This is a genomic window from Acinetobacter portensis, from assembly GCF_010646905.1.
Classification (GTDB): domain Bacteria; phylum Pseudomonadota; class Gammaproteobacteria; order Pseudomonadales; family Moraxellaceae; genus Acinetobacter; species Acinetobacter portensis.
Window position 1 is genome coordinate 2,461,597 of record NZ_JAAARQ010000002.1, and the last position, 20,140, is coordinate 2,481,736.

23 protein-coding genes are annotated in these 20,140 nt (G+C 36.1%); 14 read left to right on the plus strand and 9 right to left on the minus strand.

All coding sequences use genetic code 11. The annotated features are described in order from the left end of the window. Positions 1-6: 6 nt before the first annotated feature. From GTK57_RS11710 to GTK57_RS11720, 3 genes are all read left to right on the plus strand, one after another. A complete protein-coding gene (locus tag GTK57_RS11710; RefSeq protein WP_163123817.1) occupies positions 7-1,710 on the plus strand; it encodes a M61 family metallopeptidase in 1,704 nt (567 codons plus the stop codon). Positions 1,711-1,800: 90 nt separating this feature from the next. After that, positions 1,801-2,001 carry a hypothetical protein gene (locus GTK57_RS11715; RefSeq protein WP_152873630.1) on the plus strand — a complete coding sequence of 67 codons (201 nt, stop codon included), beginning with the start codon at positions 1,801-1,803 and terminating at the stop codon, positions 1,999-2,001. 69 nt (positions 2,002-2,070) lie between these two features. Then, complete coding sequence (locus GTK57_RS11720) at positions 2,071-2,574, plus strand: hypothetical protein (RefSeq protein ID WP_152873631.1); 504 nt, start codon at positions 2,071-2,073, stop codon at positions 2,572-2,574. A gap of 30 nt (positions 2,575-2,604) precedes the next feature. Here the strand turns inward: GTK57_RS11720 and GTK57_RS11725 are convergent, their stop codons facing one another. Then, positions 2,605-3,396, minus strand: a complete 792-nt coding sequence (locus GTK57_RS11725) for an rRNA large subunit pseudouridine synthase E (protein ID WP_152873632.1) — start codon at positions 3,394-3,396, stop codon at positions 2,605-2,607. A gap of 542 nt (positions 3,397-3,938) precedes the next feature. Here GTK57_RS11725 and GTK57_RS11730 point away from each other — a divergent pair. The 5 genes from GTK57_RS11730 to GTK57_RS11750 all read left to right on the plus strand — a co-directional run bounded on the left by GTK57_RS11730 (position 3,939) and on the right by GTK57_RS11750 (position 9,165). Then, positions 3,939-4,955 (plus strand): aspartate carbamoyltransferase catalytic subunit, encoded by a 1,017-nt coding sequence (locus tag GTK57_RS11730; RefSeq protein ID WP_152873633.1) that lies wholly within the window; start codon positions 3,939-3,941, stop codon positions 4,953-4,955. Between the two features lie 9 nt (positions 4,956-4,964). Next, positions 4,965-6,200, plus strand: coding sequence for a dihydroorotase (locus GTK57_RS11735; protein ID WP_152873634.1), 1,236 nt, complete (start codon positions 4,965-4,967; stop codon positions 6,198-6,200). A gap of 143 nt (positions 6,201-6,343) precedes the next feature. Continuing rightward, the gene (locus tag GTK57_RS11740) at positions 6,344-7,111 is read left to right on the plus strand and encodes a hypothetical protein (RefSeq protein ID WP_152873635.1); all 768 of its coding nucleotides are present in this window, start codon (positions 6,344-6,346) and stop codon (positions 7,109-7,111) included. 131 nt (positions 7,112-7,242) lie between these two features. Continuing rightward, complete coding sequence (locus GTK57_RS11745; RefSeq protein WP_152873636.1) at positions 7,243-8,295, plus strand: DUF1311 domain-containing protein; 1,053 nt, start codon at positions 7,243-7,245, stop codon at positions 8,293-8,295. A 96-nt stretch (positions 8,296-8,391) separates the two neighbouring features. Next, complete coding sequence (locus GTK57_RS11750) at positions 8,392-9,165, plus strand: Rossmann-like and DUF2520 domain-containing protein (RefSeq protein WP_152873637.1); 774 nt, start codon at positions 8,392-8,394, stop codon at positions 9,163-9,165. A gap of 73 nt (positions 9,166-9,238) precedes the next feature. On the opposite strand, the gene trmB is transcribed toward GTK57_RS11750, so the two are convergent. Then, positions 9,239-9,955 carry a tRNA (guanosine(46)-N7)-methyltransferase TrmB gene (gene trmB, locus GTK57_RS11755; protein ID WP_152873638.1) on the minus strand — a complete coding sequence of 239 codons (717 nt, stop codon included), beginning with the start codon at positions 9,953-9,955 and terminating at the stop codon, positions 9,239-9,241. Between the two features lie 138 nt (positions 9,956-10,093). Next, a complete protein-coding gene (locus GTK57_RS11760; protein WP_163123820.1) occupies positions 10,094-11,533 on the minus strand; it encodes a SulP family inorganic anion transporter in 1,440 nt (479 codons plus the stop codon). A gap of 218 nt (positions 11,534-11,751) precedes the next feature. Between GTK57_RS11760 and GTK57_RS11765 the strand changes: the two genes are divergently transcribed. Continuing rightward, complete coding sequence (locus GTK57_RS11765) at positions 11,752-12,363, plus strand: glutathione binding-like protein (protein ID WP_152873640.1); 612 nt, start codon at positions 11,752-11,754, stop codon at positions 12,361-12,363. 125 nt (positions 12,364-12,488) lie between these two features. Here the strand turns inward: GTK57_RS11765 and GTK57_RS11770 are convergent, their stop codons facing one another. The 5 genes from GTK57_RS11770 to GTK57_RS11790 form a co-directional block, all read right to left on the minus strand. Continuing rightward, entirely contained in the window at positions 12,489-13,274 is a 786-nt protein-coding gene (locus tag GTK57_RS11770) for a thiazole synthase (RefSeq protein ID WP_152873641.1), read from the minus strand. Between the two features lie 12 nt (positions 13,275-13,286). Then, positions 13,287-13,484 (minus strand): sulfur carrier protein ThiS, encoded by a 198-nt coding sequence (gene thiS / locus GTK57_RS11775; protein ID WP_163123823.1) that lies wholly within the window; start codon positions 13,482-13,484, stop codon positions 13,287-13,289. Between the two features lie 21 nt (positions 13,485-13,505). Further along, positions 13,506-13,871 (minus strand): DUF423 domain-containing protein, encoded by a 366-nt coding sequence (locus GTK57_RS11780; protein ID WP_152873642.1) that lies wholly within the window; start codon positions 13,869-13,871, stop codon positions 13,506-13,508. A 133-nt stretch (positions 13,872-14,004) separates the two neighbouring features. Continuing rightward, entirely contained in the window at positions 14,005-14,874 is an 870-nt protein-coding gene (rpoH, locus tag GTK57_RS11785; protein ID WP_152873643.1) for an RNA polymerase sigma factor RpoH, read from the minus strand. Positions 14,875-14,999: 125 nt separating this feature from the next. Beyond that, positions 15,000-15,233: a sulfurtransferase TusA family protein gene (locus GTK57_RS11790; protein WP_152873644.1), complete on the minus strand. Its 234-nt coding sequence runs from the start codon at positions 15,231-15,233 to the stop codon at positions 15,000-15,002. Between the two features lie 378 nt (positions 15,234-15,611). Between GTK57_RS11790 and GTK57_RS11795 the strand changes: the two genes are divergently transcribed. Together GTK57_RS11795 and rhlB are read left to right on the plus strand one after the other, a co-directional pair. Further along, on the plus strand, positions 15,612-15,827 hold the full coding sequence (locus tag GTK57_RS11795) for a cold-shock protein (RefSeq protein ID WP_004280099.1): 216 nt from the start codon (positions 15,612-15,614) through the stop codon (positions 15,825-15,827). 101 nt (positions 15,828-15,928) lie between these two features. Further along, entirely contained in the window at positions 15,929-17,080 is a 1,152-nt protein-coding gene (gene rhlB / locus GTK57_RS11800) for an ATP-dependent RNA helicase RhlB (RefSeq protein WP_152873645.1), read from the plus strand. A gap of 71 nt (positions 17,081-17,151) precedes the next feature. Here the strand turns inward: rhlB and GTK57_RS11805 are convergent, their stop codons facing one another. Continuing rightward, positions 17,152-17,532 (minus strand): putative periplasmic lipoprotein, encoded by a 381-nt coding sequence (locus GTK57_RS11805; RefSeq protein WP_152873646.1) that lies wholly within the window; start codon positions 17,530-17,532, stop codon positions 17,152-17,154. Positions 17,533-17,759: 227 nt separating this feature from the next. Here GTK57_RS11805 and GTK57_RS11810 point away from each other — a divergent pair, with 227 nt between their 5' ends. The 3 genes from GTK57_RS11810 (at position 17,760) to GTK57_RS11820 (ending at position 19,978) form a co-directional block, all read left to right on the plus strand. Continuing rightward, positions 17,760-18,335 carry a nitroreductase family protein gene (locus GTK57_RS11810; protein ID WP_152873647.1) on the plus strand — a complete coding sequence of 192 codons (576 nt, stop codon included), beginning with the start codon at positions 17,760-17,762 and terminating at the stop codon, positions 18,333-18,335. A gap of 25 nt (positions 18,336-18,360) precedes the next feature. Further along, on the plus strand, positions 18,361-19,434 hold the full coding sequence (locus GTK57_RS11815; RefSeq protein ID WP_152873648.1) for an NAD(P)H-dependent glycerol-3-phosphate dehydrogenase: 1,074 nt from the start codon (positions 18,361-18,363) through the stop codon (positions 19,432-19,434). An 88-nt stretch (positions 19,435-19,522) separates the two neighbouring features. Beyond that, positions 19,523-19,978, plus strand: coding sequence for a SixA phosphatase family protein (locus GTK57_RS11820; RefSeq protein ID WP_152873649.1), 456 nt, complete (start codon positions 19,523-19,525; stop codon positions 19,976-19,978). Positions 19,979-20,140: the final 162 nt, after the last annotated feature.

The following is a 20,140-nucleotide window of genomic DNA, read 5'->3' on the forward strand; positions in this document are numbered from 1 at the left end:
CCTATTATGCTTCATTATCAAATCGAATTTGACGATTATCGTCAACATCTTGTACACGTAACACTTCGCTTTTTGGCAGATCCGACACAAGTTCTGACTTTACCGACTTGGATTCCGGGTAGCTATTTAATTCGCGAATTTTCTAAGCATATCGAATCTGTAAAAGCATCGGATGAAGATGGTCGCCTTTTAAAAATTAGCAAATTTGAAAAGAACAAATGGCGTTTGTTTAATACAGATCATGAGCTAATTACGGTTGAATATGAGGTATATGCGTATGACTTATCTGTACGTGGCGCATATGTAGATCAAAACCGTTTATATATTAATCCTGCTTGTGCATGTATTGGTTTAGAAGGTCAGGAAGATAAACCTGTTGAAGTTGAAGTGTTCTTACCACCTGAGTTAAAACATTTCCAATTGGCAACGGGCTTAGAGTCTAAAAGCTTGGTGAAAGGTCGTTATACTTTAAAAGCGAAAAACTACGCTCAATTGATCGATTCTCCATTTGAATTGGCAGATCAAACGCGTTTTAGTTTTGACACAAATGGTATTGCACACGAATTTGTTGTTTCGGGTCAGCATAAAATGAATGCTGAACGTATGAAACAAGATATTGAAAAAATCTGTTCAACTGAAATTTCAATGTTTGGTTCTGCGCCATTCGAAAACTATACTTTTATGACCATGGCAACAGCCAATAGTTATGGTGGCTTAGAGCATCCGAACAGTACAAGCTTAATTAGCCCGCGTGATGATTTGCCAAAAGCTAATGAGCCTGTAGAACCATCTGAAAATTATCAACGCTTTTTAGGTTTATGTAGCCATGAATATTTTCATTCGTGGTTGGTGAAATTTATCCGTCCTGAAAACTTTGTGAATTACGATTTAAACCGTGAAGGCTATACGTCTTTATTGTGGATTTTTGAAGGTTTCACTTCGTATTACGATGATTTAATTTTGCTTCGTAGCGGTGTAATTAACCAAGATTCATACATTAAATTGTTAAAAGCACAAATTGATCGTTATTTACAAAACCCAGGTCGTGAAGTTCAAACGGTTGCAGAAAGTAGTTTTGATGCTTGGGTGAAGTTTTATCGTCAAGATGAAAACTCGAATAATGCAGGTACAAGCTATTACAACAAAGGTTGTTTGGTTGCGCTTTGTTTAGATTTGGGCTTGCGTTTACGTGGTTCTAGCTTAGATGCCTTAATGCGTAAATTGTATGAAAATGCACAAAATGGTATTCAAGTGAATGAAGGTACCATTTATGAATTGTGCAATGCGCTTACAGGTGATGATTGGGCTGAGCAGATTAATCACTTGATTAATACAACAGATGAATTGCCTTTAGATCAGTTATTCCCTGAATTTGGTGTTTCTTATACTTTAAAAAATGATAAGACTTTGCCATTTGGTTTGAAACTTGCCGATAAGCCTGAAGGTGTTGTGGTTCAGTCTGCGCGTCGTGATGGTGTGGGGGCGAAAGCAGGTCTTTCTGCTCAAGATGTGATTATTGCTATTGATGGTGTGAAAGCATCTGCAAAATTACTTGAGCAATATGCGAAAGAACAAGGTGTATTTACTGTTTATGCGTTCCGCCGTGATGAGTTTATGCAGTTTGAAGTGAATGCTTCGGGTTCTGTTTTAACAGAAGTTGAACTTAAAGTTGAAGATGCGACAAAAGCTGAAAAATGGCTTAAAGCTTAGTTGCATATAGTTGAAGGTTCATGTAAAACCCATACTTAGGTATGGGTTTTTTATTGCCTAAAATTAATTATTTATGAGTAGAAAAATAAAGTGAATTCTAAAAGTTTGATTTGGGGAATGGTTGGAACAGTTACTTGGTTGCTTCTTATTTTTCTATTTGCTGTTCTAAAGGGTTATGAGTTACCAAACTCTTTAAATGAGTTAGGCGATGCATTAGCAGGAATAGTTGCGCCGATAGCATTTTTTTGGCTGATTTTAGGTTATTTACAACAAAGTAAGCAGTTAGAGTAAAATTCCATTGCGATTAATCAGCAAGCGGATTCTTTAAAACAACAAGCTGAAGCACTGAATTTGCAAATCATGGAAATGAAAGAGAGTGTTCAACAGCAGAGAGAAATGGTGGATGTACAAAATAAGCAATATGAAGCAATGAATATAAGTGTAGAGCCTTGTTGGGAAATCAAGGGTTATCATTATGAAGAAACTGTAGATGATATTTATGAATATGATGAGTTTGGAAATTCTATAGACTTAATAGGTCACAAAGAACGTTTTATTGTGTATTTAGATATTATGAATAAAGGAAAAGAAGCGAGAAAAGCTAAAATTAAGGATAATAATGGCAGTCAGCATTTTATAGCTGAAGTTTGGGAGGGCGGTGAGATTAAGCTGGTAGCGATTGATTTATCAGATGAAGATAGAGTGAGAATTTCAAACTATCAAAGTGTTTGTGTGAAATTGAACTTTAATTATAAGAATAGGTATGGCAAAAACTATAATAAATATTGGCAAATGAGTATTCAGAAAAATCCAAATGGTGATCAAATTGATATTTCATATACTCAAATTAAACCCCTCAATTGAGGGGTTTAATTTATAACAAATTTTTAAATCTTAACGAGCATTACGTCCGCGACCACGTGGCGCTTTCGTATTTGGACGAGTCGTACCATTGGTTCTACGCTTCGGTTTCTCGCTATCATCCATCTGCCAAATACGCTTCGTACCAGAAGACTTCTTCACAGAACCATCTTTATTCTTACGAACCATAGGCTTACCACCAGTACCACCTGGTTTCTTCACATAAGAACGTGAACGGTACGGCTCTTCCGCAGGAACATTTTGAAAATCAGGATATAACAAAGGCTCAATTTCTTTCGTTTCACCTGGTTTTAACGCCATTTGAACTAAATCGATTTGACCAATTTTAGTACGAATTAAACGTAAAGTAGGGAAACCAACCGCAGAAGTCATACGACGAACTTGACGATTACGACCTTCACAAATAGAAATTTCAACCCAAGACGTAGGCACAGAAGCACGGAAACGGACAGGAGGAACACGTTCCCATAACCATTCAGGCTCTTCAACTTTTTCCGCTTTCGCAGGTAAAGTCATACCATCTTTAAGTTCGATACCTTTACGAAGTTGCTCAAGCGCTTCTTCAGTTACATCACCTTCAACCTGAACCAAATAAGTTTTAAATTTCTTATTTTCAGGATTAGTAATATATTGGTTTAAACCACCGTGATCGGTTAAAAATACTAAACCTTCAGAGTCCATGTCCAAACGACCTGCAAGACGCAAGTCAGGATCGTTAACGAAATCTGCCATCGTTTGATGTTTTTCGTCAGCACGGAATTGAGAGAGAACGTCATAAGGTTTATTAAGAATGACGATTTTCATAAAAATGCTTCTTTAATAAGGATAAATACAGAAATGCTTAAGATTTATTCGATGGAGAAATAACATGATTTCTCATTAAATCTTAAAAATACAAAATATGGATAACGCTATTATGCTTTAAGATGGCTTGAAAGTATTGTATATCGCCAATTTTTTTTCAAAGTTCCTTCATTATTCGGCTTAGATCCGATAAATAGCAATAAAATAGGGGCGATTTAGGCAATTAAATTGTGGAGGTCTATTAAAACGGATTTATTGTAAAAAGATTATAAGTTCATATTTTTTGATTTACGATGCAAAATATGTTGAACAGAACCCTTATTCAAAATAAGCCTATCTCAAAATTCTCTGTATACTTAAATTCATGTTTGAAATTCGATACTTATAAATTTTGATAAAACTATCTAATTGAAATTATTATTGGATATTGGGTTTTTAATTGTAATTGTTAAATGTATTTTGATCATTCGGTGCCTTATTTCACTGCAAAGTTAGCGTGAATGTCTGTATAATATGTTGACTTAGCATATAAGGAATCCACCATGTATTTGGCGGCACTGCATACCCCGAGCCAGATTCAGCTCAACCAAAACGGAAACCTAAAGCACTTTTTGACCATTGAAGGTCTATCTAAAGAAACTCTTACAAAAATATTGGACACTGCACAGTCCTTTTTTAATGACCAAAATCAGCTTATTACCAACAATCTTCTGGAAGGTCGTACGGTAATGAATCTCTTCTTTGAAAATTCTACCCGTACACGTACCACTTTCGAAGCCGCTGCAAAACGTCTTTCTGCCAATGTTTTAAATATTGATATCGCACGTTCAAGTACATCTAAAGGTGAAACTTTACGTGACACGCTTTGGAATTTAGAAGCAATGGCGGCAGACATCTTCGTGGTGCGTCATTCATCTTCTGGTGCAGCACATTTCATTGCAAAAGATGTATGTCCAAACATCGCCATTATTAATGCGGGCGATGGACGTCATGCACATCCTACGCAAGCAATGTTAGATATGCTCACCATTCGCCGTGAAACCAAGAAAAACTTTGAAGATATCTCTATTGCCATTATTGGTGATATTAAGCATTCACGCGTTGCACGTTCGGATGTTGCAGCATTGCAAACATTGGGCTGTAAAGACATTCGTGTGATTGCACCAAATACATTACTTCCTTATGGTTTTAGTGAATATGGCGAAGGTGTTCGTTTATTCAATAATATGGAAGACGGTATTCAAAATTGCGACGTGATTATTACTTTACGGATTCAAAACGAACGTATCGATTCTCCTGCATTGGCGTCACAATCTGAATTCTACAAAATGTACGGCTTAAATAAAGAACGTCTTGCATTAGCAAAACCAGATTGCATCGTGATGCATCCAGGACCTATGAACCGTGGCGTAGAAATCGATTCAAGCATTGCAGATGGTACGCAATCGGTGATTTTGAATCAGGTAACAAACGGTATTGCTGTTCGTATGGCAGTATTGGCGTTGTCTATGCAAGGTCAATTGCAAGAAAAAGGTTTATTAGAAGCGATTGCGGTATAAGGGATAGTCATGAGTATTGTTAAAATTGAAAATGTACGTGTCTTAGACCCAATTGCTAAAACGGACAGCGTACAAACTGTATATATCGAAAATGGTAAATTGGTTGCTGAATCAAGCAATGTTGCAGAAACCATTAATGGTGAAGGCAAATGGTTAATGCCAACCATGTTAGATTTGTGTGCGCGTTTACGTGAACCGGGTCAGCAACAACATGGTACGTTAAAATCTGAAGGTAAAGCGGCACGTGAAAACGGTATTTTGCACGTATTTACTCCACCAGATTCAAAACCAATTGTTCAAGATAATGGTGCTTTAATCCACGGCTTAGTTGAAAAAGCAATGTTGGATGGTGGCATTTATTTACAAGTGATTGGTGCACAAACTCAAGGTTTATTAGGCAAGCAACCTGCAAATATGGCAGGTTTGAAAAAGGGCGGTTGTACGTCTGTTTCAAATGCTTATGCAACATTTGAAGATGATGATGTTGTACTTCGTACTTTAGAATATGCGGCTGGTTTAGACATGACTGTCGTGTTCTATGCAGAAGAACATCAAATTGCCAAGGATGGTTGTGTACATGAAGGTTTTGTTGCATCTCGTCAAGGTTTACCAACAATTCCTGCTTTGGCAGAAACCATTGCAATTGCAAAATACTTGTTGATGATTGAAGCTACAGGCGTACGTGCTCACTTTGGCTTATTGTCATGTGGCGCATCTGTAGAGCTTATTAAAATTGCAAAAGACAAAGGCTTAAATATCACCTGTGATGTGGCAATGCACCAATTGCATTTAACCGATCAATTGATTGATGGCTTCAATTCACTTGCACATGTACGTCCGCCACTTCGTTCTGAAAAAGACAAAGAGTTGCTTCGCCAAGGCGTAAAAGATGGTGTAATTGATGCGATTTGTACACATCATGAACCTTTAAGTAGCTCTGCGAAAATGGCGCCATTTGCTGAAACACTTCCGGGCTTTACAGCATTTGATACTTATATTCCATTTGGCATTCAACTTGTGAAAGAGGGTTTGTTCGAGCCTTTAGAGTGGGTTGAAAAAGTGACTGTTGCACCTGCAAAAGTGGCCAATATGTATGATCGTTGGGTGGCTGAATCTGGTTTAGTATTAATTGATCCTGAACTTGAATTGACACTGAATAAAGATTCAATTATCTCTCAAGGTAAAAATACGCCGTTAATTAATCAAACTGTTCAAGCAAAAGCAGTGCGTACTTTTACTGCGTAATTTTGAAATGATTTAATGAAAAGTCAGCTTCGGCTGACTTTTTTGTTACAGAAATATAAAAGGAGCTTAATAAAATATTTTACATAGATTAAAAAATATCCTATAACTACAATGTAATGACATTTAAAAATCGTGGGGGCGAGATGTCTTTTAATATAATTAATCTATTACAACAACACGTTACACCTATCGTTCTTGTAAAAGAAACAGATGATTTATTATTTAAAAAACAAGCACTCACTAGCTTTTATCCAATTTTATTGGCAGCTATTAATTCTAAACCTGAATTGTTTGAAAAACTACGTAATCAACTTGAGCCAGATATCACTGATATTTTTGATGAAAACTCAGATATTACACAGCAGATCTTAAATTATATTAGTGGTGAGGCATCTACAGAAGAGGTTAATCATCATCTCAATGCATCTCTTGCACCTGTTCTGAATTTGTTGGTAAGTGAAGCAGGATCGGGTGATATTCAAGTGATTGAACATTTAATTAAAGGGCAAATGCCATTGGTGTTAAATGCATTACCACATTGGTCTGTCGATTTGCTTGCTATGGCAGGTATAAAAAATTCATTAGAAAATATTCGGGAAGAATTGAAAAAGCCTGAAGCCTTTGTTTCAACAAGTTCGAATAAAAAGAAAAAACCATTTCCATTGCAATATGTAGTGCTGTTCATTGTCATTGCACTTTTGATTTTGGTGATTAAGTCACTTTTTCAGCATAATTCTGAAAGTTCAGAGCTTAAAAATAACGATGTTGCATCTGAGGTTTTATCTCAACCATATGCACCTAAAATAGATGAGCAAGCAGCTTCAACAGTATTGGTTAAAAATCCATTACCTGAAATAGAAAAAGCGGTTCAACCTGCATCAAGTTCTGAAATAGAAAAAATTATAGAATAGAATGACTTATTGAATTTTGATTAATGCATCTTAATAAAGTTTGTTAATTATTGATATCTATGACTCGTTTTTTAATCAATTGTTTGCTTAAATGCGCATGAAAATAATGACAATCATGGTTGAAAATCAAAATGAATAAATTTTTAATTTATAGCTTAGCTATTTCAACAAGTTTAATGGTGGGTTGTAATAAATCGACACCAAAAGAAAAGGAAGTTGCTGCAAGTGAGGTAAAAGAAGAAGTTTCAGATTGGAGTTGTACAGCTCAGGCGAATATCGATCAAATTCAAAACCGTTTAAAAGAAGATTATTTAAAAGAATTAGATCGTAGTCTTCGAAACTCTCATTACGAAGCCAATCAAGATATTTTAGCGACGATTCAAAAGGGTATTAAATTTGAACTAAAAGGTGTGACCACGCTTACTCAAGATATTAAAAATACCAATATTTTAGAGTGCTCAAGTCAGTTGGTTGTTCATTTGCCCAAAGGTTTACAAAAGCGCTCTGAAAATGCATATAAAGAAATGCCATGTGCAGATGAGGGTGAATATTGTGGTGGTCGATATGAAGGGGATGGCTATACAAACCTTCATGATTATCTTGAAGATAGAGAAAATGATTTAAGTCTTGCAAATGATCAACTGGTGGGTAGTTTAAAATATAGCATTACCAAAACAGACAAAGACGGTTTGAGTTTAACGGTTCCATCTCAAAGTGCGGTAATTAATGCAATTGCGTTTGTTGCGAAAACTGCAGCTCAGTATGAAGCTTATGTAAAAGAAAATGCTGAAGGAAACCGTGAAATTGAAAAGAGCCAAAAAGAGCAAGCTGAACAAAAAGATTTAGCCAAGAAAGCACTCGAAATTCGTAAAAAAGAATTAGATAAAGAGAAATTATCTGGAGTTGAGCGATTAAATCAATCTTGGGATAATTTAAGTGTTGAATTAAAAGCAAAGTATAAACAAGAGCAAGTAACTTGGTTTGAAAAACGAGATGTAGACTGTAAAGTGATTTCACAAAAGTCTGTATATCAATTATCAGATTCTGAAAAAGAAACTTATCAGAAACATTCACGTTATTGGGATGAAGCTTTAGAAGCTCAAAACACGCAAATGCAGTACAACAAATGCTTTATTGAGCGTACCAGTGAACGTGCAGATGTATTGGATGAAATTTCTAATTAATATTTGCAAGTTAATATTTAAACATAAAAAAAAGGACGAATTGATTCGGCCTTTTTTTATTGGCATGCTGTAACAAAGGAATGTTGTGTAGAAATTATGAAAATTAGTTTTATTGGTGCAGGACGTGTTGCAAATCATTTAGCGAAAGTTTTAAGTGAGCATCATCAAATTGTGCAAATTTTTAGTCGAAACTTAGAGAAAGCACAGTGGCTTGCGAACCAAGTTCAGGCAGAGGCCATTGCAGATTTTAAATCGATCCATGCCAATATTGATTTAATGATTATTGCGGTAAGTGATCAATCGATTGCAGATGTCATTGGACAAATTAGCCCATATTTGAAAGATGTCTGTATTGTGCATACTTCAGGAAGTACGCATTTAAACATATTGGGTGAAAAACATGAAAAATCAGGTGTTTTTTATCCGCTACAAACCTTTAGTTTGGAACGTGAAATAGATTGGAAAAATACACCATTATTTGTGGAAGCTATGAATGAGCAAGATTTAGCATGTTTGCTTGATTTAGCAAATAGCCTAAGCAATAGAGTGTATTCTTACAGTTCAGAGCAACGGTTAAGTTTACATTTAGCCGCTGTCTTTGCTTGTAACTTTAGTAATTATTGTTGTGACATGGCAAAACAAATTGTAGATGATAAACATGTCGATTTCAGTTTGTTGTATCCCTTAATTGAAGAAACAGCCCATAAAGCATTGGTCAATGACCCTAAAGATATGCAAACAGGGCCTGCAATGCGTGGCGATGAAAATATCATTCACATGCATACAAATATGTTAAAGCAAGATCAACGAGAAGATTTAAAAGCGGTGTATCAATTGCTCAGTCAGCAAATTTTACAACGACATCAATAGAGATTAGATTGCTTTTAGTTGTGTTGTAGCAAAATTTATCCAAGAAAAAGGGCTCTTATTGAGCCCTTAAATCTTATTTGATTTTCTTGAAGAGGAAGTCGTTAATTTTATGACCTTCTTCTAAACCACGACGCTCAAATTTCGTTTGTGGGCGCCAATCTGGACGAGGGTAGCTGTTGCCTTTTCCTGCCATATTTTCAAGATTTGGACGGTTGTCTAAAACATCTAACATCCATTCAGCATATGGTTCCCAGTCAGTTGCAGAATGGAATGTACCACCCATCTCTAACTTTTGCTCAACCAATGGCATGCGGTCATGTGAAACAAAACGACGTTTGAAATGACGTTTCTTTTGCCAAGGGTCAGGGAAGTACAATTGAATAGCATTAATACTGTTATCAGGCATTTCACGTAATACTTGAATTGCATCTGCATCAAGTAAGCGTAAATTTGTTAAGCCTGCCATACCTGCTTCATATACGCACTGTGCAATACCAGGAATGTGTACTTCAATACCCACATAGTTGCGTTCAGGGTTGGCTTTTGCCATAAGTACCAATGAACGTCCCATACCAAAACCAATTTCCACAGTTAGCGGGCGTTCTGGATGTTCAAAGTGTTGGCGTAAATCACCCACTGGGTATTCCAAAATTAGCTGACCGTATTGTTCAAGCGCAGTACGTTGAGAAGTATTTAGTGGAGATGAACGACGCATGAAAGTTACGATTTCACGGTTCTCATTCAGGTTTTCCAGCTCTACGACTTGCTGGTCTAATTGATCGTTCGACATAATTTTGGCAATGTTAAAAACTACGAATGCGATATTTTAAGTGCTGAGCCTGACAAGTCAAACTTTTATATGGCTTTATCTAAAAATTGAACAAAAAATACAAGAAAAGAGCCAAATAGGCTCTTTTCTTCTTTCAAACTAATTATATTTATCTATTAAGGTGCTACTTGCTTCATTTAATCCAACAATATTCACTTCAATATTTTTCTCATTGAATTTCTTCACCACGCTGTTAAACATGTTCACAGAAGTTACATCCCAAATATGTGCATGGGTTAAATCAAGTTCTACAGATTTAACATTTTCTTTAAAGTCGAAAAATTGGAAAAATTTATCTGAACTGCTAAAGAAAATCTGTCCTGAAACAATATATTTACGTTCATTGTTACGAAGTGTAGATTCAACTTTTACCGAACTTTCTAGCTTATTAATGATGAATAATGCAGACAGTAGAACACCAACAAATACACCAAGTGCCAAATTATGTGTCGCAATGACTACAATAATCACAGCAATCATCACCACATTAAAAGACAATGGATGGTTTTTAAATTGCTGAATTGAATGCCATTGGAAAGTGGTAAATGACACCATAATCATAATGGCAACAAGTGCAGCCATAGGAATATAAGCAAGCCAATCTTTTAAAAATACAACCAAACAAAGTAGGAATATACCTGCAACAAGTGTAGAAAGACGTGTACGTGCGCCCGAACTCACGTTAATAATCGATTGACCAATCATGGCACAACCTGCCATACCGCCCATAAAGCCACTGACAATATTGGCAAAACCTTGACCACGACATTCTTTATGTTTGTCACTTTCGGTTTGGGTAACTTCATCCACCACTGTTGTTGTCATCATGGTTTCAAGTAAGCCAACAGTTGCTAAAGTTATGGAATACGGAAAAATAATGCTGAGTGTTTCAAAGTTGAGTGGAATTTGCGGAATGAGGAAAATAGGTAAAGTATCTGGGAATGTACCTAAATCGCTTACTGTACGCATATCTGCGCCTAAAAAAAGTGCTAAACAGCTTAAAACTACAATACAAATCAGCGGTGATGGAATAGTTTTTCCAATTTTAGGCAGGTAGGGGAATAAATAAATAATGGCTAAACCTAAGCCCACAAATAGATATGCTGTGGTATCCATTTTACTGATTTCAGGAAGTTGAGCGACAAAAATTAAAATCGCCAAAGCATTTAAAAAACCATACACCACAGATTGCGAAACAAAACGCATGAGTTTGGCAACTCTAAAATAACCTGCAATCACTTGAATAATGCCTGTAAGTACGGTTGCGGCAAGTAAATATTGCAAACCATGTTCTTTTACAAGTGTAATCATCAACAAGGCAAGCGCACCTGTTGCTGCTGAAATCATGGCAGGGCGTCCGCCAAAAAATGCAATAGAAACAGCAATACAAAAAGATGCGTATAAACCGACTTGAGGATCTACGCCTGCAATAGCAGAAAATGCAATTGATTCAGGAATTAAAGCTAAGCCAACCACCAAACCTGCCAAAACATCGGTGCGTATGTTGGAAAACCATTCATCTTTTTTTAAGCTAATCACGTGCAATATTCAATAAACTTTAAAGTCGCTTATGTTAAATCAACTTTGTTTAAAAAAGTATGAATATTCGACTTGATTAATTCATTCAATTGAACAATATTGAAGATGTAAATGTGCAGTTAACAGTTACGATTTTCTAAAAATAAGTAAGTTTCTTCACTTGAAAGTTTGACAGAAGCAATTTAAAACAGAGTATAGAGATATAACAAGGATCAAGAATGAAACTTTATTATTCACCGGGTGCATGTTCACTTGCATCACATATTATTTTAAATGAAATTAATGTAGATTTTGATTTAGAGCGCGTTAATACAAAAACACATATCACAGAAAAAGGCACAGATTATTACACCATTAACCCGAAAGGTTATGTGCCTGCATTGGAAATTAATCCGGGTTTAATTTTAACTGAAAATGTCGCAATTCTTCCTTTTTTAGCACAACATGATCCTAAACAAGACCTTATTCCACCATCGGGTTTGGGGCGAGCAAAAGTTTTAGAGTGGCTAGGCTACCTAAACTCAGAATTACATGATGCTTATGCCGTATTTTTTGGTGCAACATTAGATGATGAAGCGAAGCAAAAAGCCTATGCTGAAATTGATCGTTTGTTGAAATATATCGATGACACGATTGCGAAATCTGACAATGAATATTTAGTTGATGATAATTTTGGCCCTGCAGATGCGTATTTATTTGTGATTACCAATTGGTCAAACTTAATTCATCATGATTTAACGCCATACCAAAATGTTGTTGCGCTGCGTAATAAAGTGGCTGCACGTCAGTCTGTGCAAATTGCAATGCGAGATGAAGGTTTAATTCCTTAATCTATTCAAGATCTTTCATTTTCTTGCGAAAGAAATCTATTGAATATTGTGAAATAAAAAAGGACTCAGATGAGTCCTTTTTTATTTATTCTTCATTTAAATATTCAAATGATTATTTAAAAAAGCTATTTAAAAAAATAACCTGTTTCAGGCGAGCTTGCATTTGCCATACGTTTACGTGGCATACGACCTGCTAAAAATGCTTCACGACCTGCTTCAACCGCTTTTTTCATGGCAGAAGCCATTAAAATAGGGTTTTTCGCAGCAGCAATAGCAGTATTCATTAATACGCCATCGCAACCAAGCTCCATAGCAATAGCTGCATCACTTGCTGTACCTACACCTGCATCTACAAGTACAGGAACTTTCGCATTTTCTTTAATAATAGAAAGAGTATGTGGGTTTAAAATACCTAAACCAGAACCAATTAAACTACCAAGTGGCATAATCGCAACACAGCCCATGCTTTCAAGTTCTTGCGCAACAATCGGGTCATCCGAGGTATACACCATAATCTCGAAGCCATCGTCAATTAAAGTACGCGCTGCTTTTAGGGTTTCTGTGATGTTTGGATATAAGGTTTTTTCATCACCCAAAACTTCAAGTTTTACTAAGTTATGACCATCTAACAATTCACGAGCAAGCATACAAGTACGCACAGCGCTATTTGCATCGAAACAACCTGCAGTATTTGGGAGAATTGTATACTTTTCAGGAGGCACAACAGAAAGTAAATTGGGTTGATCTGGATGTTGACCAATATTCACGCGTCGAATTGCCACAGTCACAATTTCTGCACCACTTGCTTGAATAGCAAGATCGGTTTCGTTTAAATCTTTGTATTTACCTGTCCCTACAAGCAGGCGAGAATTAAACGTACGTGAACCAATAATAAGGGGGGTATCTTCCATGGAAGCTCCAATTTAGCCGCCACCGACGGCATGTATAATTTCTATTTGATCTTTATCGTTAATGATACTTTGCTGTAATTTGCTTTTCGCAATAATCATTTCATTATGTTCAACAGCAAAGCGTTTGCCCTCTAGAGCAAGTTCCTGAATAAGTTCTAATAAGTTGGAACATGCAGTATTTTGAAGTTCGCCATTTAAGTAAATTTGCACTTTGGTTTCCCTAATTTGCCATTATTTGGCGTATTTAAATGCATTCCATGCAAGAATTAACCATCCTGCAATCATCAACGCGCCACCAATAGGGGTAATTGCACCTAAACCACGTGGTAAGCCTAAAGCCATGATGTATAAAGAACCACAGAAAAAGAAAATACCTATTTGGATGAGTAGAAAACTGGTTTTAATAGGTAAGTTTGGCACAACTTTCGCAATAATCGCTAAAGCCAACAACCCTAAAGCATGATAGAAAAAATAGTCAGTTGCTGTTTGCCACCAACTTAATTGAGCTTCTGTTGCATGTGCTTTTAGTCCGTGCGCCCCAAATGCCCCAAGTATGACTGCAAATGCTAAATTTAAAGCGGAAATAGCAAGCCACATAAGTCATCTCACTTATACAAAATTTGCGCTTAACCTTAGCATAATTTTCTTATTTGATTAAATGGTATAGATGCTCAAAACAAATTTTAAACAATAAAAAAGGGCACGAAGCCCATTTTTATTTTGAAGAAAATTAATTCGAAGACATTGCAACTTTAATTTTTTCCATGGCATTTTTTTCTAATTGGCGAATACGTTCTGCTGATACATTATATTCGGCAGCAAGTTCATGTAGGGTAGATTTATCATCATCTAACCAACGACGTTGTAGGATAGTGCGTGAGCGATCATCAAGTTGTCCCATGGCATCATGAAGCGCGGCAGTACTTTGTTCTTCATAATCTTCATTTTCAACTAAATTTGCAGGATCGTAACGGTTATCTTCCAAATAAAGTGCAGGGGCTACATAAGTAGAACCTTCATCGTCATCATCGCCAGATGCTTCAAATGCAGCATCGTAGGCAGTTAAACGACCTTCCATTTCTAGCACTTGCTCTGCGGTCACATTTAAGTCTTTCGCAATAGATTGTGCTTCAGCTAAAGTAAGTTTTTTACTCGATTTTTTTAAGCTGCGTAAATTAAAGAATAATTTACGTTGTGCTTTTGTGGTCGCAATTTTGACAATACGCCAGTTACGAATTACATATTCATGAATCTCGGCTTTAATCCAATGCACAGCAAATGAAACCAAACGCACGCCCATAGTTGGGTCAAAACGTTTTACAGCTTTCATTAAACCTAAGTTACCTTCTTGAATTAAATCGCCTTGTGGTAAGCCATAACCTGCATAACTACGGGCAATATGAACCACGAAACGTAAGTGAGACATCACTAACATTTTTGCTGCGTCTAAATCTTGATCGTAAAAATAGCGATCAGCCAACTCTTTTTCTTGTTCGGCAGTTAAAATTGGAATTTGATTGACAGTACTAATATAAGCCCCAAGGTTTGAACCTGGCGCTGATAATGACAGGGGCATCAACTGATTGCTGCTGTCACTCATAGGAACTCCTTTAGGATGTGTCGATGAAATATCAATGACATTCATATTAATGCGAATAACCGACTAAATTAAGTGGAAATGGTGAAGAAATGTAATTTTTTATGCCAATAGATCAAAAAATGCAATTAACGCGTAATTATATAATGAAATTCGTGCTTTGAAATACACTGTATATCACATTTTAGATTGTTAATTTGGCAATAACGTAGAACATCTTGTTGGCTATGTGGGTCAGATGATTTGAGTAAAAACTGCTGACTCGAAGCACTTTTTAAGGCACGTTTTAGCATTAATAGTGGCATTGGGCAGGGTTTCCCCATGGCATCAATGATATCTATTGCTTGTTTTACATCTTCCATTAAGTTTTAAAACCGTTTAAAAACGCTTCAATTATACTAATAAATGGCATAAAAAAGCGAAAGTGTGATTTTTTTATTTATTCTGAACAAGATTAAATGCTTAAATTAATTCATGATAAATAAATAGGCTTAAATCTGAATAAGATATATGAAAAAACTCTATTATTTGTCAGAAACCCATGATAAGCTCGAAATGAATTAGGGGTTACGGTAACTATAAAGTTATTGGGCAACCTAGTTAGAAATGGATGTAACCGGATTTTGTTAATAGTTTCACAGAATGATTATAAGTTTAGAAAGAATGAAATTTTTAGGCTTTGTTGGTCTGCTGCTTGCAACACCGGGTGGTCCTTCAATTAAGTCTATGAGGATTAACTTATGACAGCTGCTCGCGAACAAGGCGTAGTTAAGTGGTTTAATGACACTAAAGGTTTTGGTTTTATTCAACGCAATGGCGGTGATGACGTATTCGTTCATTTCCGCGCTATTCAAGGCGATGGCCACCGTTCACTTCGTGACGGCCAACGCGTAGAATTCAGTGTTGTTAAAGGCCAAAAAGGCTTCCAAGCTGAAGAAGTTCAGCCGTTAGACTAATTGAAAAATTAGACTAATAAAAAACGCTCCAATGTTTATTGGAGCGTTTTTTTGTTTATAATGATTAAAATATTTCTATTTATGAGTGAGTGCACATTAATATGTCAGCTGGTTTTGAAACCTTAAATTTACATCCAAATTTGAAAAAGGCAATTGATGCATTAGGCTTCACTAAAATGACATCAATTCAAGAAAAGGTTTTAAAATTCACGTTAGCAGGACATGACGCAATTGGTCGTGCACAAACAGGCACGGGTAAAACTGCTGCCTTTCTTGTAAGTGTAATTAATGACTTATTAAATAACCCGATTAAAGAACAACGATTTCGTGGTGAAACACGTGCACTTATTTTAGCGCCTACACGTGAATTGGCATTGCAAATTGAAAGTGATGCGAAAGAATTAACAAAATATACAGATCTACATTTAGTCACTTTATTGGGTGGTGTAGATTTTGAAAAGCAAAAAGCAGAATTAAGTAAAAACTTTGTCGATATTATTGTAGCCACACCAGGTCGTTTAATCGATTTTGTTGAACAAAAAGAAGTTTGGTTAGATCAGATTGAATTTTTGGTGATTGATGAAGCAGACCGTTTACTTGATATGGGCTTTATTCCATCGGTAAAACGTATTGTTCGTTATTCGCCACGTAAAGAGCAACGTCAAACACTCATGTTCTCTGCAACATTTAGCTATGATGTTTTAAATCTTGCACAGCAATGGCTATGTGATCCTGTAACGGTTGAAATTGAACCTGAAAAGAAAACCAATGCAGACGTAGAACAACGTGTATATATGGTTGCTAAAACAGATAAATATAAACTGTTAGAGGAAATTCTACGTGATGAACCCATTGAAAAAGTCATGATTTTTGCAAATCGACGTGATCAAGTGCGTAAATTGTATGATCATTTAAAGCGTGATGGCTATAAAGTGGTGATGTTGTCGGGTGAAATTGCACAAGACAAACGCTTGAAAATGCTCGATCAATTTAAAAATGGTCAGCATAATATTATGATTGCAACAGATGTTGCAGGGCGTGGTATTCATGTTGATGGTGTTTCACATGTCATTAATTTTACTTTACCTGAACAGTCTGATGATTATGTACATCGTATTGGTCGTACAGGTCGTGCGGGAACAAGTGGTGTAAGTATTAGTTTCTTATCTGAAGATGATGCGTTCTATCTTCCTGAAATTGAAAAAGCAATTGGTCAAAAATTGCCACTTACTCGTTTAGATGGTTATTGTTAATTTCGAATTATTAGCTTTAAAAAACCGCTTTAATAAGCGGTTTTTTTATGTTTGTAATTTATGTGGCTAAGTTATTTTGCTTCACATTTAAAGGTTAGCGTTGTTTGGTAATCATCATCTTTAGAAATATCTGCGCTTTTACCTGCAATTGTGCCAAGTACGCTTGCAGCAGCTTGAATCATTTTACCTGTTTGCTCATCGACGATGCTTTTTAAAGCACCGTTATATGTTGTTTTCTGATCTGAAATAATAGCGGTTAATTTTCCGCAGGTTTTATTTGCAGCAATAACAGCATTATTTTTAGCAAGGACTTCAGACTTACCTAAACCTGTCACTTCGTATTGATTATCTGCTTTTTGTATCGCAAGCGTGTTCATTGTTGGGTTTGAGCTACAAGCACTTAATACTAAAGTGGCTAAAAATGCTGAGCTGATTGTAAGTATTTTTTTCATTTTGTTTTATCTCGAAGTGGTGTTATTCATTTATTTGAACATAGATTTTAGTGTTTATAGTGAAGTAATTGTATGAAATTATAAACATTATGGTAGAAAACTGTGGTTGAGTTAAATTTACATTTATTTTAATGCATTATTGGGTGATCAAATAAAAATTAACTCATGTGGCGTATGGATGAGTTTATGCTAATCTTAATTAAATTTTTAAGCAGATTAAGAAGTCAATGACGGATACAGCGGTCGATATCATTCATCAAAATATTCATCAACGTCAGTCTATTGGTCACTTGGTTGAGCCAGCACCAAATTCAGAACAATTAGAAAAAGCATTTCTTGCGGCACTTACAGCACCAGATCATCATAGACTCAAACCAACCAGATTTGTCATTATTCCAGAAGATCAGCGAGATGCTTTTGGTGAGTTGTTGTCACAAGCTTTGGCAGATATGGGACAGACTGAAGTTGCACAATTAGAGCGTGTTAAGCATCATCCATATCGTGCGCCTTTATTGGTTTTGGCTTTAACTCAATTTGTTGATCATGCAAAAGTACCTTATTTTGAGCAAACCTTAAGTACGGGTGCTGCCATTCAAAACTTTTTACTTTCTTTACAATCACAAGGTTTTTCGACCATGTGGCGTAGTGGAGCTGTTGTTGAATCTAAACATTTCAAACAAGCTTTGAAGTTGGGTGAGAATGATTTAATTTCGGGCATTATTTATATTGGCACGGCAGTTAAAGCAATTCCGCCACGTACAGAAATAAATACGCATGATTTTGTTCGTTTTTGGAATAAATAAATTATAAATTTTAGGATGTAAATAAATGTCTGAATTGGATTTTGCGAGCTTAGCGGGTACAGAAAATCTGAATAAGCAAACAGGGTTGCGTGTAACGATTTTAGGTGGTGGTAGTTTCGGAACGGCAATGGCAAATACGGCTGTGCGTAATGGTTGCGATACGATCATTTGGATTCGTGATGAAGCAACAGCAAAAGAAATAAACGAAACACATATCAATAAACGTTATTTGCCAGATTTTCCATTAGAGAAAAATTTAAAAGCGGTTTCTGATATTGAAGTGGCGGTACGCGATCGCGATATTATTTTAGTGGCAATTCCGAGTCATTCTTTCCGCGATGTTTTACGTCAAATTAAACCATTTATTAGTTCACAAGCAATTGTATCTTTAACAAAAGGTATTGAAGCCGATACTTTTAGTTTTATGAGTGACATTATTCAAGAAGAACTTCCTGAAGTTCCTTTTGGGGTGCTTTCAGGGCCAAACTTAGCCAAAGAAATTGTAGCGGGACAACCTGCGGGAACTGTTATTGCAAGTGATTCAGAGCTTGTGCGCAGCGCAGTTCAGCAAGCCTTGCATAGTGCTTTATTTCGCGTATTCGCAAGTGATGATGTAAATGGTGTCGAGTTAGGTGGTGCGCTTAAAAATATTTATGCTGTAGCAATGGGGATGGCTGCCGCATTTGAAGTGGGTGAAAACACCAAAAGTATGATTTTGACACGTGCTTTGGCGGAAATGAGCCGATTTGCTGTTGAATTAGGTGCGAATCCACTGACTTTCTTAGGTTTATCTGGTGTGGGTGATTTATTTGCAACCTGTAATAGTCCACTCAGTCGGAACTATCAAGTGGGTTTTTCACTCGGTAAAGGGAAAACTTTAGAACAAGCAACCACTGAATTGGGGCAAACGGCAGAAGGTATTAATACTATTGCTCAAGTTCGAACACGTTCTGAAGCGCTTGGTGTATATATGCCAATTACCTGTGCTTTATATGAAATTGTTTTTGAAGGTGCGCCACCAATATCTATCGCATTTTCTATGATGAAAACAGGGCATCGAAGTGATGTTGAATTTGTACTGCCACATCAACGTAGCTAAAAAATGAATAAGATGATGATAATTTATGATATCAAATTGTCATCATCTGCAGGTTATACTCTTTGTATATTCAGATAGGGATATTTTTATGCAGCTCACACTAGTTCGCCATGGCGAAGCGATTCCTGCAATTTTTGGTAATGATGAAAAAAGACCATTAACGCCTCGTGGTCATATACAAGCAGAAGAAACTGCAGATTATTTAAAAAACATAATAAAACCTGAAGTTTTTGTCGTTAGTCCTTTATTAAGAGCACAAGAAACACTCGCTCATTTGCAAAAACATTTTCAAGATGTACCTGTGGTAATTTGCAATACCATTAAACCTGAAGACGATGCAAAAGTTGCAGTAGAGTGGTTGTCACAATTGCCTTATGAATCGATTGCAGTGGTTTGTCATATGAATGTCATTGCGTATATTTCTTCAATTTTAACGTCAGATTCATTTCAGCCATTTTCTTTAGCTGAGGCACGAATTTATGATCAAGCTGTTATTGCGGCAGGGTTATCTACACAATTAAAAGCCTTTATTCCTCAGTCTTAGTATCGAAATTTTGTGAAATGTAAAAATGCTATGTTGTATTGATATTTATTACATAAATAACACAATAAAAATTAAGTGTTGATATGTGTTAATTTCTTAAAGTTGATCGTATGAATTATCGGCAATAGGGCATCAACTGGTAAAAATAAAACACTGCAAAGC

Coding starts and splice junctions, on each gene's coding strand:
- GTK57_RS11810 (WP_152873647.1), top strand. CDS start 17,760: ATGACGGATACAGCGGTCGATATCATTCATCAAAATATTCATCAACGT.
- GTK57_RS11730 (WP_152873633.1), top strand. CDS start 3,939: ATGTATTTGGCGGCACTGCATACCCCGAGCCAGATTCAGCTCAACCAA.
- rpoH (WP_152873643.1), bottom strand. CDS start 14,874: ATGAGTGACAGCAGCAATCAGTTGATGCCCCTGTCATTATCAGCGCCA.
- rhlB (WP_152873645.1), top strand. CDS start 15,929: ATGTCAGCTGGTTTTGAAACCTTAAATTTACATCCAAATTTGAAAAAG.
- GTK57_RS11820 (WP_152873649.1), top strand. CDS start 19,523: ATGCAGCTCACACTAGTTCGCCATGGCGAAGCGATTCCTGCAATTTTT.
- GTK57_RS11725 (WP_152873632.1), bottom strand. CDS start 3,396: ATGAAAATCGTCATTCTTAATAAACCTTATGACGTTCTCTCTCAATTC.
- GTK57_RS11805 (WP_152873646.1), bottom strand. CDS start 17,532: ATGAAAAAAATACTTACAATCAGCTCAGCATTTTTAGCCACTTTAGTA.
- GTK57_RS11735 (WP_152873634.1), top strand. CDS start 4,965: ATGAGTATTGTTAAAATTGAAAATGTACGTGTCTTAGACCCAATTGCT.
- GTK57_RS11795 (WP_004280099.1), top strand. CDS start 15,612: ATGACAGCTGCTCGCGAACAAGGCGTAGTTAAGTGGTTTAATGACACT.
- GTK57_RS11770 (WP_152873641.1), bottom strand. CDS start 13,274: ATGGAAGATACCCCCCTTATTATTGGTTCACGTACGTTTAATTCTCGC.
- GTK57_RS11815 (WP_152873648.1), top strand. CDS start 18,361: ATGTCTGAATTGGATTTTGCGAGCTTAGCGGGTACAGAAAATCTGAAT.
- GTK57_RS11780 (WP_152873642.1), bottom strand. CDS start 13,871: ATGTGGCTTGCTATTTCCGCTTTAAATTTAGCATTTGCAGTCATACTT.
- GTK57_RS11790 (WP_152873644.1), bottom strand. CDS start 15,233: ATGGAAGATGTAAAACAAGCAATAGATATCATTGATGCCATGGGGAAA.
- GTK57_RS11745 (WP_152873636.1), top strand. CDS start 7,243: ATGAATAAATTTTTAATTTATAGCTTAGCTATTTCAACAAGTTTAATG.
- GTK57_RS11710 (WP_163123817.1), top strand. CDS start 7: ATGCTTCATTATCAAATCGAATTTGACGATTATCGTCAACATCTTGTA.
- GTK57_RS11765 (WP_152873640.1), top strand. CDS start 11,752: ATGAAACTTTATTATTCACCGGGTGCATGTTCACTTGCATCACATATT.
- GTK57_RS11740 (WP_152873635.1), top strand. CDS start 6,344: ATGTCTTTTAATATAATTAATCTATTACAACAACACGTTACACCTATC.
- trmB (WP_152873638.1), bottom strand. CDS start 9,955: ATGTCGAACGATCAATTAGACCAGCAAGTCGTAGAGCTGGAAAACCTG.
- GTK57_RS11720 (WP_152873631.1), top strand. CDS start 2,071: ATGGAAATGAAAGAGAGTGTTCAACAGCAGAGAGAAATGGTGGATGTA.
- GTK57_RS11750 (WP_152873637.1), top strand. CDS start 8,392: ATGAAAATTAGTTTTATTGGTGCAGGACGTGTTGCAAATCATTTAGCG.